The sequence below is a fragment of the Hyphomicrobium sp. genome (assembly GCF_020852195.1).
Lineage (GTDB): Bacteria > Pseudomonadota > Alphaproteobacteria > Rhizobiales > Hyphomicrobiaceae > Hyphomicrobium_C.
This window is the reverse complement of sequence record NZ_JADZBI010000056.1, coordinates 19,727-34,099: the sequence shown is the minus strand read 5'-3', so window position 1 is coordinate 34,099 and position 14,373 is coordinate 19,727. Positions and strand designations below refer to the sequence as shown.

Here is a 14,373-nt window from a genome sequence, read left to right as displayed (position 1 = left end):
GTGATGGATCGCGTCGACATCATCAACGGCACGCTGGCCAAGGGCTTCGGCGTGATGGGCGGCTATATCGCCGGTACGCGCGATCTCTGCGATGCCATCCGCTCGTTCGCGCCGGGATTCATCTTCACGACCTCGCTGGCGCCGGCGATAGCGGCTGGCGCGCTTGCCAGCATCCGCCATCTCAAGATGAGCTCGCTCGAGCGTGCCCGCCATCAGGAGCGTGCCCGCGCGCTCAAGACGCGCCTCATGGCGGCGGGGCTGCCGGTGTTCCAGAACCAGAGCCATATCGTGCCGGTGCTGATCGGCGATCCGGTGCATTGCAAAGAGGTGACCGATCGCCTGCTCGACGCCTATGGCATCTACGTGCAGCCGATCAACTATCCCACCGTGCCGCGGGGCACAGAGCGCATCCGGCTGACGCCCGGTCCGCATCACACGGACGCGCAGATGGATGAGCTGACGGCTGCGCTCGGCGAGCTGTGGGCGGCCTGCCCGGCCGCCGTCGGCCGCACGGGCAAGCTCGCCGCCGAATAGGCAGGCGCCATCGCTACCTCGACATCCGCGATGGTCATTCCGGTCGGTGCAGTCGACTCGGAGTGATCGATTGGTTTCGCTGAACGACCGTCGCGCCAGGCGGGCCGCATGCTGCGCCGCACAGCAAGTTTGGGGTGCGACGCGGCTTCCCTGTTGCTCCCTGATGGCGCATGGTAAGGGGCATACGAAAGTAGGGCCTGTCGTCCGATAAGCCCCGTGTACGGGGTCGCGAGCGACGCACCAGCCTTCTATCGCCGCGTGAGCTTTTTCAGCGCCGTCCCTTCGCGTTCATTTCAAAGCCGGACCAACGAGGAAACGTCCATGTTCAAACTGAAGGCCAAGAGCCCGACCACCCGCTTCTTCAAAACGCCGCTCGCCGAGACCGATCCCGAGGTCGCGTCGGCGATCGACAAGGAGCTTGGGCGCCAGCAGTACGAGATCGAGCTCATCGCCTCGGAGACCATCGTGTCCAAGGCCGTGCTTGAGGCGGCCGGCAGCGTGCTCACCAACAAGTATGCCGAGGGCTATCCCGGCAAGCGCTACTACGGCGGTTGCCAGTACGTGGACATCGTCGAGAACCTCGCCATCGACCGCGCCAAGACGATCTTCGGCTGCGGCTTCGCCAACGTGCAGCCGAACTCGGGCTCGCAGGCCAACCAGGGCGTGTTCAACGCGCTGGCCAAGCCCGGCGACACGATCCTCGGCCTCAACCTCGCGCACGGTGGCCACCTGACCCATGGCGCGACGGTGAACCAGTCCGGCAAGTGGTTCCGTGCCGTGCACTATCAGGTCGAGCCCGACACGCATCGCGTGGACATGAACAAGGTGCGCGAGATCGCCAAGGCGGAGAACCCGCGTATCATCATCGCCGGCGGCTCGGCCTATCCGCGCCAGTTCGACTTCGCGGCCTTCCGCTCGATCGCGGATGAGGTCGGCGCACACCTGATGGTCGACATGGCGCACTTCGCGGGCCTGGTTGCGGCCGGCGAGCATCCTTCGCCGTTCCCGCACGCGCACGTCGTCACCACGACGACGCACAAGACGCTGCGTGGTCCGCGCGGTGGCATGATCCTGACCAACGACGAGGACATCGCCAAAAAGATCAATTCGGCCATCTTCCCCGGCATTCAGGGCGGCCCGCTTATGCACGTCATCGCCGGCAAGGCGGTGGCGTTCGGCGAGATCCTGACGCCGGAGTTCAAGGACTACGCCAAGCAGGTGATCGTCAACGCCAAGGCCATGGGCGAGGTGCTGGTCAACGCCGGCTTCGCGCTGGTCTCGGGCGGCACGGACACGCACCTCATCCTCGTCGACCTGCGCCCCAAGAAGCTCACCGGCAACATCTCCGAGAAGTCGCTGGGCCGTGCGCACATCACCTGCAACAAGAACGGCGTGCCGTTCGATCCCGAGAAGCCGATGGTGACCTCGGGCATCCGCCTGGGCGCGCCGGCCGGCACCACACGCGGCTTCGGCGAAGCCGAGTTCCGCGACATCGGCCGCATGATCGCCGAGGTGCTGGCCGGCCTGGCCAAGAACGGCGACGCGGGCAACGGCGCCGTCGAGGAGAAGGTCAAGGCCGAGGCCACGGAGCTCTGCAAGCGCTTCCCGATCTACTGATCGCGCGCCTCCCCGCTGGGGAAGGCCATGGGTCGGGCGTTTCGCCGGGCCTGAAACTGCACTAGAAGAAGGCGCCGGGGCGGACAGCTCCGGCGTCTTTCAGTTTGGAGACCACCCGATGCGCTGCCCCTACTGCTCTTGCGAGGAGACGCAGGTCAAGGACAGCCGGCCGACCGAGGAGAACGCGGCCATCCGCCGGCGCCGCGTGTGCCCCGACTGCGGTGGGCGCTTCACGACCTTCGAGCGCGTGCAACTGCGTGAGCTGATCGTCGTCAAGCGCTCGGGGCGCAAGGTGCCGTTCGACCGCGACAAGCTCTCGAAGTCGGTGGAGGTGGCGCTCAGGAAGCGCCCGATCGAGAGCGAGCGCGTGGACCGTATGGTGTCGGGCATCGTGCGCCAGCTCGAGAGCGCGGGCGAGACCGAGGTTCCGTCCTCCACCATCGGCGCCTATGTGATGGAGGGGCTGAGGGCGCTCGATCCGGTGGCGTACGTGCGGTTCGCGTCGGTCTATCGCGACTTCCGCGAGGCGGCCGACTTCCAGGAGGTGCTGGGCGAGATCGCGCGCGACGACGCGCCGGGCGCTCCGCTGCGGCTGGCCAAGAAGCATTGATGTCCGCGGGCGCGAGGAGGGGACGCAGTGCCCAAGGTCTGATGTGTCTGGATGCCGGCCAGCGTCGGCATGACGGAAATCGGTGGCAGCCGGCATGCAAAAACTCGACGTTACCCCGGCGGAGGCCGAGGTCCAGACACATTCGCATAACCCTGGGCGGTCTTCGATGAGTGCCGCAGACTTCTCAGCTTTCGACGCGCACATGATGCGGATTGCGCTGGCCATGGCGCGGCGGGGGCTGGGTGCGACCGCGCCCAATCCGGCCGTCGGTGCCGTCATCGCCGACGAGGCGACGGGCGAGGTCATCGCGCGCGGGTGGACGCAGCCGGGCGGGAGGCCGCACGCCGAGACGGAGGCGCTCAAGCGCGCGGGCACGCGGGCGAAGGGCGCCACGCTCTACGTCACGCTCGAGCCTTGCGCCCATCACGGCAAGACGCCGCCGTGCGCGGATGCGGTGATCGCGGCGGGGGTCCGCCGCGTGGTGATCGGGGTCGAGGATCCGGATCCGCGCACGCATAGCGACGGGGTTGCGCGCCTCATGGCGGCGGGGATCGTGGTTCAGACGGGGCTGCTCGCAGACGAGGCGCGCCGGGTGACGCTGGGGCATATCCTCCGCGTCACCGCGCGCCGGCCGTTCGTGCAGCTCAAGATGGCGCTGGCGTCTGACGGCACGGTGCCGCGTGGAGCGCACGGGCGGCCACTGCTCGTCACGGGGGAGGCCGCGCGGGCGGCGGCGCACCGCCTCAGGGCCGAGAGCGATGCCATTCTCGTCGGCAGCGGCACGGCGCGCGACGACGATCCCGTACTGACGTGCCGGTTGCCGGGGCTCGCCGATCGCTCGCCGGTGCGGATCGTGCTCTCGCGCACGCTCGGTCTCGATCCCGGCCTCAAGCTCGTGCGCACGGCGCGCGATGTCCCCACGTGGGTCTTCACGGAAGATGGTGCCGACGCGGAAAAGGTGCGCGTCCTGGAGGCTGGCGGCGTGCGTGTCTTCCGTGTGCCTGGCGCGGATTCCCCTTCCCCTTGTGGAGAGGGGTCAGGGGCGGAGGCAGCCGCGACATCAGACGTTCTGGAATCTCCTTCTCCCGGTCTCCCCCACAAGGGGGGAGGAGAAGTGGAGGCTGGAGGGCTTTCCCTCGGGGATGTGCTTGCGCGGCTTGCCGACGAAGGGATTACGCGGCTGCTGGTCGAGGGCGGCGAGACCGTGTGGCGCGCTTTCGCCGCGGAACGGCTCGTCGACGAGGTGGTGCTGTTCCAGGCCGGCGGCAACGGAGGAGGGCCGCTCGCGCCCGCAGCGCTTGCCGTCCGCTACGCTCCGGGGCTAGATCTCGCGCTCGCGGCGCACCGGCGCGTCGGGGAGGATGCGGTCGCGTTCCTCCGCGTGCGGGGTGCAGAAGCAAGCTGAGGAAGCGCGAAGGTGTTCACAGGCATCATCACCGACGTCGGCGAGGTGATCGGCCGCGAGGGCGGACGGTTCGCCATCCGCTCGCGCTACGATGCCGACAGCATCGCGCTCGGTGCCTCCATCGCCTGCGACGGCTGCTGCCTCACCGTCGTCACCGTGCGCGCCGACGGAGCCGGCTCGGCCTTCACCGTCGACGTCTCGAACGAGACGCTCTCCAAGACGACGCTCGGAAGCTGGCAGGACGGGCGGCCGGTCAACCTCGAGCGTGCGCTCAGGGCCGGCGACGAACTCGGCGGGCATATCGTGTCCGGCCATGTGGACGGCGTGGCCACCATCGTCGACATGCGGCCCGACGGCGAGAGCCTTCGCGTGCTGCTCGAACTGCCCCAGCTCCTCGCGCCTTATGCCGCACCCAAGGGCTCGATCGTGCTCGACGGCACCTCGCTCACCGTTAACGAGGTGGCGGGTGCCCGCTTCGGCATCAACCTCATCCCCGTGACCTTGACCCAGACGACCTGGGGGCGCAAAAAGCCCGGCGACGCGGTCAACGTCGAGATCGACCTCTTCGCGCGCTATGTGGCGCGCATCATGGAGTTTCGGGTGTGAGCATCGGGCTCGGAAAAATCGCAGCTTCGGAGGGCGGCGGGTTTCTCTCGTCGACGGACGAGATCGTGGACGACATGCGCAACGGGCGCATGGTCATCCTGGTCGACGCCGAGAGCCGCGAGAACGAGGGCGACCTCGTGATCCCCGCGCAGATGGCGACGCCGGATGCGATCAACTTCATGGCCAAGCATGGGCGCGGGCTCATCTGCCTGGCGCTGATGCAGGGTCGCGCCGAGGCGCTCGGGCTCGAGTTCATGGTGCGCACGACGGCGGCGCGCGAGCGCACGGCCTTCACGCAGTCGATCGAGGCGCGCGAGGGCGTGTCCACGGGCATCTCGGCTCACGACCGCGCCCGCACCATCGCCACCGCCATCGACCCCACCAAGGGCGCGGCCGACATCGTCTCGCCCGGGCATGTGTTCCCGCTGGTCGCACGTGAGGGCGGCGTGCTGATCCGCGCAGGACATACGGAGGCCTCCGTCGATCTCGCGCGGCTGGCCGGGCTCTACCCGGCGGCGGTGATCTGCGAGATCATGAACGAGGACGGCACCATGTCGCGGTTGCCCGACCTCATTCCGTTCGCGCAGCGGCACGGCCTCAAGATCGGCACCATCGAGGATCTGATTGCCTACCGCCTCAAGCATGACCGGCTGGTCAAGCAGGTGGCGCACACGAAAGTCGAGAGCGCGTTCGGCGGCGCCTTCGACCTCCATGTCTTCTCGACGACGGTGGAGCCGGTCGAGCACCTGGCGCTGGTCAAGGGCGACATTTCCGCGTCGGGGCCTGTTCTCGTGCGCGTGCATGCGGTCAACGTGCCGGGCGACCTGCTCGGCATCAGCGGCACGCAAGGGGCGGTTCCGTGCTCCATGCGCGCGATCGAGCGCGAGGGGCGCGGCGTCATTGTGCTGATCCGCGACATCGGGCCGAAGAGCGTTTCCGACTGGATCGCGCGGCGCACCAAGGCTGCGCAGGGGGAAAAGGCCGCGCCGGGCCGGCGGCTGGTTGAGATCGGGGTCGGCTCGCAGATCCTGAGGGCGCTCAGCGTCAGCGACATGGTGCTGCTCACCAACGCGCCGGACGACATCTATGTCGGCCTCGAGGCCTACGGGCTGCGCATCGTCGGAACGCGGGCCATCGAGTAGTCCAGCATGGTCAGAAACGAACATCGACCGCAGTCCGAGATGGAGCTTCATTCCGGCGGGTCCGGCCGCGTACTCGTCATCGAGGCGCCCTACTATCAGGACATCACGGAAGCGCTGGTGGCCGGCGCGCAAGCCGTCCTCGATGCGGCCGGCGTGGGCTATGATCGCGTGCCGGTGCCGGGTGCGCTCGAGATTCCACAAGCGCTCGCGCAGGCGGTCGCGGCGGGGCTCTTTACGGACGGCAGCAAGGGGGTTTATGCCGGCGTCATTGCGCTCGGCTGCGTCATCCGTGGGGAGACGTCGCACTACGACATCGTATGCAACAACACCAATCACTGGCTCATGGAAACGGCGATCCTCAACAACATCCCGGTCGGAAACGGCGTTCTCACCGTGGACACGCACGCGCAGGCGCTGGCGCGCGCTCAAGGCGGCGCGGACGGCAAGGGCGGTGACGCGGCACGCGCGTGTCTCAGGCTGATCCGGCTCGCACACGAATTCGGGCAGCGCGCGTCATGAGCCTGCCGCGAAAAAAGAAGGGCGCCAACGACACGCCGAAGCCGCGCACGGTGTCGCGCATGGCCGCCGTGCAGGCGCTCTACCAGATGGATCTCGCGGGCACGGACGCAGGCGAGGTGATCGAGCAGTTCATGGCCGCCAAGCCGGCGGAGCCTGCGACCGGGGAGGACGGCGAGACCGAGGAGCCGATCAGCCTCGAGGGCGGCGACGCGATGTTCTTCGCCGATGTTGTGAAGGGCGTCGTGCGCCGCCAGCGCGAGATCGATCCTATGGTGGATCAGCAGTTGCGCACCGGCTGGCGGCTGGTGCGCGTCGATTCCATTCTGCGCGCGATCCTGCGCGGCGGCGTGTTCGAGCTGCTCGAGCGCAGCGACGTGCCGGCGCGCGTCACCATCAACGAGTACATCAACATCGCCAAGGCGTTCTTCGAGGCGGACGAGCCCAAGGTGGTCAACGGCGTGCTCGACCGCATCGCGCACAAGGTGCGGGCCAAGGAGTTCGAGACGCCGGACGAGGGAGGCTAAGACGTGGCGGAGACGGCGGGCGGGGGCGAGGACAAGCTTAGTCAGAGCACCTTCGCGCCGCTGGCTGCGGGTTTCGCCGGTGCGCTCGGCCTCGAGGACGATTGCGCGTTTCTCACGCCGCCTGCTGGCGAGGATCTCGTGCTGACGACAGACGCCGTGGCCGAGGGCGTGCATTTTTTTTCCGATGACCTGCCTGCCGACATTGCGTGGAAGGGGCTCGCGGTCAACGTCTCCGATCTCACCGCGAAGGGCGCGCGGCCGATCGCATACCTGCTGTCGCTCGCCTTTCCGGAGCGGCCGGAACAGGCGTGGCTCGATGGCTTCTCCGCCGGCCTCGCGGAAGCGCAGGCGGCTTTCGGGATACGTCTCGCGGGCGGCGATACGGACCGGCGGCCGGGGCCGCTCTCCGTCACGGTGACCGCCATCGGCAGCGTGCCGCAGGGACGCATGGTGCGCCGCGCGACCGCGCGCGCCGGAGACCTGCTCTTTGTCTCGGGGACGCTGGGCGACAGCGCGCTCGGGCTCATGCTGCGGACGGATCCCGGCCGCGCCGCGGAGCTGGGGCTCGATACGGCTGGCGCGAATGCGCTGCTGGGGCGCTATCTCCGCCCGGACCCGCCGCTGGCGCTGGCCTCGCACCTGATCTCGTTCGCCACGGCGGCGATGGACATCTCGGACGGGCTGGTCAAGGACTGTGGGCGGCTTGCACGCGCCTCCGGGCTCGCTGCAGCGATTGACGGGGGGCGGCTTCCCTTGTCGCGGCCCGCGCGTGAGGTGCTGGACCGGGAGCCGCGGCTGCTCGCGGTGGTGGCGACGGGTGGCGACGACTACCAGGTGCTGGCGGCCGTGGCGCCGGACCGTGCAGAAGCGTTCCGCAGGGCCGCCGCGGAGAGCGGTGTCCACGTCACCGAGATCGGCCGGCTCGCGGACGGGGCCGGCGTGACGATCACCGGCCTCGACGGCCGCCCGCTTGCGCTTGGAGCCACCGGATGGGACCATTTTCCGCCATGAGGCCGTCAAGGCTGGAGATCACGGGGTTTCCGCCATAGTGGCTGTCATTCCAGGGGTTTGCATAAGTCGCATTGTGGCCGGGTCTTTGTTTGGCCATATCGTTCCCCTCTAAGAGACCTCGACTCAGCGCATAGGAATAGGACCCCCGGTGACCTCGTTCATGACGTTTTCCCGCGGCCTCGGCCTCGCCCTTTTCGCGGCCCTGGCCGTCTGGTCCGGGACCTCGGCCGCCGCACAGGACGGCAACTGGTGGGACGGCATCACCGGCTTCGGCCCGCCGGACTATTCCGGCAAGCGCGCCTCGCTCGAGCGCACGCCGCCGCGCCAGGACACCCTCAACGATCTCCGTCCGAATGACATCCCTTGGCGCAGCGACGAGATGCTGGCCGCCATGGAGCAGGCCATCGCCCGCTACGAGGGCATCGTCAACAAGGGCGGTTGGCCGGCCATTCCGGGCAACCGCATGCTGCGCCCCGGCGACGACGACGAGCGGGTCTCGTATCTGCGCCGCCGGCTGATGGCGACCGGCGAGCTGCCGCGCTCGTCGAGCTATAACGACTACGGCTTCGATTCGGGGCTCGAGCAGGCGGTCATCCGCTTCCAGGAGAACAACGGCCTCCGGACCAACGGCCGCGTCGATCAGCCGACGCTCGCTGCCCTCAACATCACGGCAGAGGAGCGGCTGGCACAGCTCAAGCTCAATCATGCGCGCATCCTCGAGCTCGTGCAGCTGCCGCCGGAAGAGCGCTACGTGCTGGTCAACGTCCCGGCGTTTCAGCTCGAGGCCGTGGAGCGCTATCAGACGGTGCTGCGCCATCGCGTGATCGTGGGGCGGCAGGGACGCGATACGCCGTCGCTCAAGGCTACGATCCGGAACCTGAACTTCTTCCCCTTCTGGCGCGTGCCCGACAGCGTGGCCAAGCTCGATGTCTTCCCGCGGCTGGTCAACGAGCCCGACTACCTCCAGAAAGAGCACATCCGTGTGGTCCGAGGCGATTTCAACGGTCCTGAGATCGATCCGAGCTCCATCGACTGGTCGCAGGCTGATGCCAGGGTGATCAAGCTCAAGCAGGATCCTGGGCCGCAGAACGCGCTCGGGCTCGTGCGCATCGACATGCAGAACGAGCATGGCGTCTATATGCACGACACACCGATGAAGCCGCTGTTCCAGCAGCGCGCGCGCGCGTTCAGCGCTGGCTGCGTGCGCGTGCAGGACGTGTTCCAGCTCGTCGAGTGGCTGGCGAAGTACGAGCCCGGCTGGGAAAACCCTGGTCAGGTGCAGGCGGTGCTCGATATGGGCCAGGCGCTCGATCTGCAGCTCACGCGGCCGGTGCCGGTCTATTTCGCCTACATCACGGCGTGGGCCGAGCCGGACGGGCGCATCTCGTTCCGTCCGGACATCTACCGCCGCGACGGCGCGGTGGCGATGGCGGACGTGTTCGACCCGGACGCCCCGCCGCCGCCGTCGGCTGGGCTTGCGCCTTAGCCCCTCCACTGGTCGGCGACGGCCGTTTCCCTCGACGCGCGGGAGCACTTGTGTTGGCCGGCGGCCGGTGGAATTCTCCGCCGCGTCATGGTCTCGCTCTCGCAACTCGCTCAGTCCGCAACGGAAACCGTGCACGCGCTGATCCGGCGCTGGCCGCTCGTGCTCGCGCTTCTGCTGGCCGGCGGCTGGATCTGGTTTGCCGTCTCGCTTTCCGACGTGCAGGGACGCATGGACCTGCCGTGGGCCTATTCCATCCGCATGACGTGCGAGGACGATCCGGAGGCGGCGCTGTGGCATGGCGGCTGCGAGCGCATCGAGGTCGACATCGCCAAGACCGGGCGCCCGGGGTTCCTCGATCTCTACAACGCGTTCGTGACCGTGCACCACGCGCCTGGGCCGCGCGAGGCGAGTGCGGCGCGGTTCGCGGACGCGCAGGCCGATCCCGCGTTCGACGTCCGCGCGACGCTTGCCGGCCAGCGGTATGGTCTGGCGTCCGTGCTGCCGGAGTTCGAGGGGGTGAGGACGCGGGCCCACGCGGAGGCCGTCAAGGATGCCATCGATGTGCGCGACCGTGCTCTCCTCGTCATCGGGCGCGCTGGCCTCGGGGTCGACGCGCTGATCGCGGGGGCGCTCGCCAATCTCGTGCATCCAGGCGCGATGGTCGACGGCGCGCGGCAGTACGCGGCCATCCTGATGGGAACCGCCAAGAAAAGCGATTTCGCGACCGGGGTTTCCGAGCGGCGGTGATGGTGACGGCGTCGCCGTTGGTGCTCACGCATGTGGAGATGTTTGCGCTTGGGGCTCCTGGATCCCGGCTCTGCGCTGCGTCGTTGTCGCGTCGTCGCTTCGGCCGGGATGACAGGGAGGCGGCTCGGGCTGCCGGTGTGCAGGACAACTACGCCTTGATGCGGTAGCCGGTCTTGAAGATCCACCAGACGATGACGAGGCACACGCTGAGGAAGGCCAGGGTCATGGCGAGGCTCACACCAACGTGCACGTCGGAGACCTCGTAGAAGCTCCAGCGGAAGCCGCTGATCAGGTAGACGATGGGGTTGAAGAGCGTCACCGTCTGCCAGAACGGCGGCAGCATGTTGATCGAGTAGAAGGTGCCGCCGAGAAAGGTGAGCGGCATCAGCACCAGCATGGGGATGATCTGCAGCTTCTCGAAGCCGTCGGCCCAGATGCCGATGATGAAGCCGAAAAGCGAGAAGGTGACCGCGGTCAGCACCAGGAAGCTCACCATCCAGAAGGGATGGGCAATGCGCAGCGGCACGAAGAGACTCGCGGTGGCGAGGATGATGAGGCCCAGGATGACGGATTTCGTCGCCGCCGCGCCGACGTAGCCGAGCACGATCTCGAACGGGGAGATCGGGGCCGACAGCAGCTCGTAGATGGTGCCTGCGAAGCGGGGAAAGTAAATGCCGAACGAGGCGTTGGAGGTGCTCTCGGTGAGCAGCATCAGCATGACCAGTCCCGGCACGATGAAGGCGCCGTAGGGCACGCCGTCGATCTGCGTGATGCGCGAGCCGATGGCGGCGCCGAAGACGATGAAATAGAGCGACGTCGAGAGCACGGGCGAAAGGATGCTCTGCATGAGGGTGCGCCCCCAGCGGGCCATCTCGAAGCCGTAGATCGCGCGGACTGCTTCGAAGTTCATCTGGATTGCCTCACGAGATCGACGAAGATGTCCTCGAGCGAGCTTTGGCTCGTCGCCAGATCCTTGAAGCCGATGCCCGCCTCGCGCATGTCGTTCAGGAGCGCGGTGATGCCGGTGCGGTCGGCCTGTGTGTCGTAAGTGAAGACCAGCGTGTGGCCTCCGGGGGCTAGCTCGAGGGCGTGGGCGGCGAGTGACGGGGGAATCTCGGCGAGCGGCTTCTGCAACTCGATCGTGAGCTGCTTCTTGCCGAGCTTCAGCATCAGCTCTGTCTTCTCCTGCACGAGGATCAACTCCCCCTTGGCGATGACGCCGACGCGGTCGGCCATCTCCTCGGCCTCCTCGATGTAGTGCGTGGTCAGGATGACGGTGACGCCACCCTCGCGCAGGGTGCGCACGATCTCCCACATGTCCTTCCTCAGCTCGACGTCGACGCCGGCCGTCGGCTCGTCGAGGAACAGGATGCGCGGCTCGTGGGCCAGCGCCTTGGCGATCAGGACGCGCCGCTTCATGCCGCCCGAGAGCGTCATGATACGGGCGTCCTTCTTGTCCCAGAGCGAGAGATCGCGCAGCACCTTCTCGATGTAGGCGGGGTCGGCCTTCTTGCCGAACAGGCCGCGGCTGAAGGAGACCGTTGCCCACACGCTCTCGAACATCTCGGTCGACAGCTCCTGCGGCACGAGGCCGATCATGCTGCGCGCGGCGCGGTAGTCGCGGGCGATGTCGTGGCCGTTGACGGTCACGGTGCCACCGCTCGGATTGACGATGCCGCAGATGATGCTGATCAGCGTCGTCTTGCCGGCGCCGTTGGGTCCCAGCAGGGCGAAGATCTCGCTTTGCCGGATGTCAAGGTTGACGGTCTTCAGCGCGACATGACCCGAAGCATAGGTCTTGTGCACGTCCTTGACCGAGATAATGGGATTCATACGGAGGTCCGGGCGGGCGTGGATCTCGTGCTTTCACACGTGCTTCGCACGCGTGCCGAGCCTCCACATAGGCGTAACGGCGAGGGGCCGCAAGGCAGGAGACGGGTGCAACGACACGTCAGCGCAGCGGCACCGGTTTGATCCAGCATCCGGTGAGACCGGCCTTTTTCAGGCTGCTGCACAGGGTCTTGGCGTCGTCGCGCGCCTGCGGCGGGATGAGCGAGAGGCGATACCATGTCTGCTTGTCCTGGCCCTGCACGCGGTCCACGCGGGCCTTGGCGCTGCCGAGAAGATCCGGATAGGCGCCCTTGAACGCGCGGTAGTCCTGCTGAAGCTCCTCCGTGCTGCGGCGGGTCGCGAGCACGACCAGGTAGGGTTGCTCCATGGAGGGCGGGGTGACGGCGATGCGCTCGGCGCTGCCCGCCGCCAGCGCGGAGCGCGGCTCTCCGCCGCCTCCCGCGCCGGCATCGCGGCGGCTGTCGAGCTGTCCTCCTGGCGCCAGCGTGGCGGCCGTGTCGTGGCTCCAGAGGGAGGGGGTGCCGGCGTCGGGTATCAGTTTCTGGGCCGCGACGACGAGGCCGGCGCCTACGGCGAGCGCGATGACGGCCACCGACACGGGCCTGGCCGCGAGCGCCGGCAGGGTGCCGCGCAGATCAAAGCTCGGAGTTGTGCTCGTGCGGGATTTCCCTTTCGGCTTGCCTTTCTGTTTGCTCGGCCGGGGCTGCGGCGCCGGTGCCGCGGAGTCCGGGGTCCGTTGTCCAGGGGAGACTTGGCGCGCAGGCCCGTGTGAGGCAATGCGCGGCATGGGTTCCTCGGCGGCGTAGCGCAGCGCGTCCTGCTCGATCTCCCGCGAGACGGCGAGCAGCGCCTCATGCACGCGGGCCGAGTCGCGCCGGTAGGCGCCGCGGCCGCCCTCGAGCTTTTCCTCGAGGATTTCCAGGAGGTCCAAGGCGTGGCGCTGGCCGCCCATGATGTGCGTCAGAATGGCGAAGTCCAACGCCTCGTCGGCCGGCAGAGCGCCCATGATCTGGTCGATGTCGCGCTGGATGCCGGTGATGACGCGCACCGTGGAATCGACCTCGGGCCGCAGGGCCGCGGGGATGTAGTGGTTGCGGTCGAGGACCTGGCGCAGACGGCGCGCGACATTGAGCGAGATCTCGTGGATCTGCTGGCGCTCTATCGAGGCATCGCGGTCGAATGCAGCCATCGTGTCGGTGCCTCGTTCCAACTCGCGCGTCAGCCGGAGTGGCATTCGGGGAACATGTCACGCACGGTCCCGACGGAGCACCCCGGGGCGCCCTCGATGCACTGATAATTGACGACGGGCTCCACGCCCTCGCTCGCGAGCGAGATCTGGGTGCGGATCTTCTTGACGAAGCATCGCGCGACATCGGCCCCTGCTGCAAGCTCGATCGAGGCCAGCACGCTTTGGTCCGGGCACGCCGTATTGGAAATCATGTAGGTCGACGCCGACGACTGGGTGACGGTCAGGCATTCCGGATCGGCCGGTAAGGTGCCCGAGTCGCCCGTGCCCTGCTGCGCCAAGCCCTGGCCGCATGCTGCCGCAAGACCCGCGGCGGTCAACAGCGCGGTGGCGAGCGCACGAGGCAACGCTTTGCGAGCGAGGCTCGCGAGAGTTCGTTCAGGCATGGCTCAGACGTCGGCGTCCTGGCGACGCCGTTTCCCCGGAAAGGCCGATTGCAGCGTTGGATCCATCGCACCGCGTACGTGACCGTGATGGCCGATCTGTGGTGAGTGCTGGCCCGCGTTGCGGACTGCGGCGCTCGGTCCCCTAGGGGCTGGGGATAACATGCCGCGATGCGATCCTGAGGCTTCCGGCCTAGGAGGAGAAGATCCGCGCCGCGAATCGGCCGGCATTACTATCATTCGACTGTTCCAGGACGGTTATTTGGAGAATTTAGACTTTCACTCGATTGGGCCATCTCGGCAGTAGTTTTGATCTTGCTCGCTCGTCCAGGCTTTGGAGATACTTTATCTCGCGTCGTGTCTGAGGATCGAGGTTCGCCGTGGCATCGGGAAGGGGCAAGCTGTTTTTCACGAGCGAGGAGCTGCTGCTCCTGCAGCGGGCTTTCGATCTTGCGTGCGCTGATTTGAAGCTCGGCCGCGAGCGTGGCGCGCAGCGGGAGCAGCTCGGGGCCTTCATTTTTCAGGTTGCGTCGACGGGCAAGGTCAGCGTCGCGGGGTTGAGGCGGCAATCGGTGCAGCGTTTCCGGCATTGGGCCGCACCGCCGCCGGTCGATACCGGGCTTGCGGGCGTGCTCCGCTTCGCCGATGGGATCAAAGGCCAGCCACGCACGCCGCGCGGGCGGCGCTGAGGC

At 67.6% G+C, this 14,373-nt stretch carries 16 protein-coding genes; 12 read left to right on the top strand and 4 right to left on the bottom strand.

The window, feature by feature from the left end; translation table 11 throughout:
- The 11 genes from IT540_RS04430 to IT540_RS04380 form a co-directional block, all read left to right on the top strand.
- The coding region (locus IT540_RS04430) for an aminotransferase class I/II-fold pyridoxal phosphate-dependent enzyme (protein WP_291173850.1) at nt 1-534 on the top strand (534 nt) is incomplete at its 5' end.
- A 321-nt stretch (nt 535-855) separates the two neighbouring features.
- A complete protein-coding gene (gene glyA / locus IT540_RS04425; RefSeq protein WP_291173847.1) occupies nt 856-2,151 on the top strand; it encodes a serine hydroxymethyltransferase in 1,296 nt (431 codons plus the stop codon).
- A gap of 118 nt (nt 2,152-2,269) precedes the next feature.
- On the top strand, nt 2,270-2,761 hold the full coding sequence (gene nrdR, locus IT540_RS04420; protein WP_291173844.1) for a transcriptional regulator NrdR: 492 nt from the start codon (nt 2,270-2,272) through the stop codon (nt 2,759-2,761).
- Between the two features lie 166 nt (nt 2,762-2,927).
- Entirely contained in the window at nt 2,928-4,166 is a 1,239-nt protein-coding gene (ribD, locus tag IT540_RS04415) for a bifunctional diaminohydroxyphosphoribosylaminopyrimidine deaminase/5-amino-6-(5-phosphoribosylamino)uracil reductase RibD (protein ID WP_291173841.1), read from the top strand.
- Nucleotides 4,167-4,178: 12 nt separating this feature from the next.
- Nucleotides 4,179-4,772 (top strand): riboflavin synthase, encoded by a 594-nt coding sequence (locus tag IT540_RS04410; RefSeq protein ID WP_291173840.1) that lies wholly within the window; start codon nt 4,179-4,181, stop codon nt 4,770-4,772.
- Entirely contained in the window at nt 4,769-5,914 is a 1,146-nt protein-coding gene (gene ribB / locus IT540_RS04405) for a 3,4-dihydroxy-2-butanone-4-phosphate synthase (RefSeq protein ID WP_291173837.1), read from the top strand. Before IT540_RS04410 ends, ribB begins: the two co-directional genes overlap by 4 nt.
- Before the next feature lie 6 nt (nt 5,915-5,920).
- Complete coding sequence (ribH, locus tag IT540_RS04400; RefSeq protein ID WP_291173834.1) at nt 5,921-6,433, top strand: 6,7-dimethyl-8-ribityllumazine synthase; 513 nt, start codon at nt 5,921-5,923, stop codon at nt 6,431-6,433.
- Nucleotides 6,430-6,957 (top strand): transcription antitermination factor NusB, encoded by a 528-nt coding sequence (gene nusB / locus IT540_RS04395; RefSeq protein WP_291173831.1) that lies wholly within the window; start codon nt 6,430-6,432, stop codon nt 6,955-6,957. The genes ribH and nusB overlap by 4 nt, the downstream gene beginning before the upstream one ends.
- A gap of 3 nt (nt 6,958-6,960) precedes the next feature.
- Nucleotides 6,961-7,968 (top strand): thiamine-phosphate kinase, encoded by a 1,008-nt coding sequence (thiL, locus tag IT540_RS04390; protein ID WP_291173828.1) that lies wholly within the window; start codon nt 6,961-6,963, stop codon nt 7,966-7,968.
- Between the two features lie 160 nt (nt 7,969-8,128).
- Nucleotides 8,129-9,454, top strand: a complete 1,326-nt coding sequence (locus tag IT540_RS04385; protein ID WP_291173825.1) for a L,D-transpeptidase family protein — start codon at nt 8,129-8,131, stop codon at nt 9,452-9,454.
- Nucleotides 9,455-9,502: 48 nt separating this feature from the next.
- Nucleotides 9,503-10,201 carry a hypothetical protein gene (locus IT540_RS04380; protein ID WP_291173822.1) on the top strand — a complete coding sequence of 233 codons (699 nt, stop codon included), beginning with the start codon at nt 9,503-9,505 and terminating at the stop codon, nt 10,199-10,201.
- A 148-nt stretch (nt 10,202-10,349) separates the two neighbouring features.
- On the opposite strand, the gene IT540_RS04375 is transcribed toward IT540_RS04380, so the two are convergent.
- The 4 genes from IT540_RS04375 to IT540_RS04360 form a co-directional block, all read right to left on the bottom strand.
- A complete protein-coding gene (locus IT540_RS04375) occupies nt 10,350-11,111 on the bottom strand; it encodes an ABC transporter permease (RefSeq protein ID WP_291173820.1) in 762 nt (253 codons plus the stop codon).
- Complete coding sequence (locus IT540_RS04370) at nt 11,108-12,034, bottom strand: ABC transporter ATP-binding protein (RefSeq protein ID WP_291173817.1); 927 nt, start codon at nt 12,032-12,034, stop codon at nt 11,108-11,110. The genes IT540_RS04375 and IT540_RS04370 overlap by 4 nt, the downstream gene beginning before the upstream one ends.
- 118 nt (nt 12,035-12,152) lie before the next feature.
- A complete protein-coding gene (locus IT540_RS04365) occupies nt 12,153-13,241 on the bottom strand; it encodes an SPOR domain-containing protein (protein WP_291173814.1) in 1,089 nt (362 codons plus the stop codon).
- Nucleotides 13,242-13,270: 29 nt separating this feature from the next.
- Nucleotides 13,271-13,684, bottom strand: a complete 414-nt coding sequence (locus IT540_RS04360; RefSeq protein WP_291173812.1) for a hypothetical protein — start codon at nt 13,682-13,684, stop codon at nt 13,271-13,273.
- Nucleotides 13,685-14,061: 377 nt separating this feature from the next.
- Between IT540_RS04360 and IT540_RS04355 the strand changes: the two genes are divergently transcribed.
- Nucleotides 14,062-14,370, top strand: coding sequence for a hypothetical protein (locus tag IT540_RS04355; protein ID WP_291173809.1), 309 nt, complete (start codon nt 14,062-14,064; stop codon nt 14,368-14,370).
- Nucleotides 14,371-14,373: the final 3 nt, after the last annotated feature.

Coding starts and splice junctions, on each gene's coding strand:
- ribD (WP_291173841.1), top strand. CDS start 2,928: ATGAGTGCCGCAGACTTCTCAGCTTTCGACGCGCACATGATGCGGATT.
- IT540_RS04365 (WP_291173814.1), bottom strand. CDS start 13,241: ATGGCTGCATTCGACCGCGATGCCTCGATAGAGCGCCAGCAGATCCAC.
- IT540_RS04360 (WP_291173812.1), bottom strand. CDS start 13,684: ATGCCTGAACGAACTCTCGCGAGCCTCGCTCGCAAAGCGTTGCCTCGT.
- IT540_RS04375 (WP_291173820.1), bottom strand. CDS start 11,111: ATGAACTTCGAAGCAGTCCGCGCGATCTACGGCTTCGAGATGGCCCGC.
- nrdR (WP_291173844.1), top strand. CDS start 2,270: ATGCGCTGCCCCTACTGCTCTTGCGAGGAGACGCAGGTCAAGGACAGC.
- IT540_RS04385 (WP_291173825.1), top strand. CDS start 8,129: ATGACGTTTTCCCGCGGCCTCGGCCTCGCCCTTTTCGCGGCCCTGGCC.
- IT540_RS04370 (WP_291173817.1), bottom strand. CDS start 12,034: ATGAATCCCATTATCTCGGTCAAGGACGTGCACAAGACCTATGCTTCG.
- glyA (WP_291173847.1), top strand. CDS start 856: ATGTTCAAACTGAAGGCCAAGAGCCCGACCACCCGCTTCTTCAAAACG.
- nusB (WP_291173831.1), top strand. CDS start 6,430: ATGAGCCTGCCGCGAAAAAAGAAGGGCGCCAACGACACGCCGAAGCCG.
- ribH (WP_291173834.1), top strand. CDS start 5,921: ATGGTCAGAAACGAACATCGACCGCAGTCCGAGATGGAGCTTCATTCC.